The following is a 1195-nucleotide window of genomic DNA, read 5'->3' on the forward strand; positions in this document are numbered from 1 at the left end:
GCCCGGCCGCTGGTCGCCGCCGTCGCGCCGCACCACGACGTCACCGCGGGCGTCGCCGCCACGACGACGCCCGCCGTCGCGCGCGAGCGGCTGGACGCCCTGCGTCCCGTCGCCGTCGCGGCGGGGCTGCGGTGCGCGGACCTCGGGCTCGCCACCCCGCTCGGCGACCTGTCCGGCCTGCTGTCCGCCTACCTGGACACGGCCGGGCACCGCCGGGACGCGCTGCTGCTGCACGGCGCCGCCGCGCAGTCCGCCGACCCGGCCGGCCGCAGCCGCGCGGGTCGGGACCTGGGGCGCGCCCTGGAGCACCTGGGCCGCTACGACGAGGCGCTGTCCCACCTGGTCCGCGCGCACGAGTCGGGGCACGACCCGCGCCCCGGCCAGACGCTGAACCGGATCGGGAACGTCTACAAGCGGCTCGGCCGAACCGACGACGCCGTGCGCACCTACGCCGAGGCGGCCGCCGCCGCGCGGGCCGGGGGCGACGCCGTCAGCGAGGGTCGCGCGGTCGGCAACCACGCGGACGCGCTGCGGGTGCTGGGTCGGCACGAGGAGTCGTTCGCGGGCTACGACCTCGCCCTGGCGCTCGCCGAGCACGTCGGGGACGTGCTGAACGTCGCCGTCGTCACCAGCAACTCGGCGCTCGCGCTGGAGCACGCCGGGCGGTACCCGGAGGCGCGCGCCCGCGTCGCCCTGGCCCGGGTCGCCGCCGAGCGGCTGGGCGACGCGAACCTCGGCCTGCGCACCGCGCTGCAGGAGCAGCGGCTCGCCGTGGTCGTCGGGGACGAGGTGGCCGCCGCGGTCCCGTCGCTGCGGGCCCTGGTCGACCGCGCCGCCGACCTGGGCGACGTGGAGGTGCGCGCCGAGGTGCTGGCCGTGCTCGGGCAGGCCCAGCACCGCACCGGGGACCTGGAGGCCGCGGCGGCGACGCTCGCCGACGCACTGGAGGCGGCGGCCGGACTGCGCGCCCGGCTGGTCGAGGTGGAGGCCCTGAACGCCCGCGGTGCCGTCGCGCTGGACGCGGGCGAGCCGGCCGAGACCTGGTTCGCCCGGGCGCTGGACCTGGCCCGCGAGGCCGGGGACGTCGGCGAGCAGGTGGTCGCGCTCACCGGCCTGGGCGACTGCGCTCGCTCCGCGGGCGATGCCGTGGGCGCGGCGGCGCGGTGGCGCGAGGCGCTCGACGCGGGCCGCGGGG

Annotated in this window: 1 protein-coding gene; it reads left to right on the forward strand. The window is 80.1% G+C overall.

The window, feature by feature from the left end; genetic code table 11:
- A partial coding sequence (locus EBM89_RS20735; protein WP_147463661.1) for a tetratricopeptide repeat protein occupies positions 1-1195 on the forward strand: 1195 nt, incomplete at both ends.

Origin of the sequence: Cellulomonas triticagri, assembly GCF_003696205.1 — a bacterium.
Lineage (GTDB): Bacteria > Actinomycetota > Actinomycetes > Actinomycetales > Cellulomonadaceae > Cellulomonas > Cellulomonas triticagri.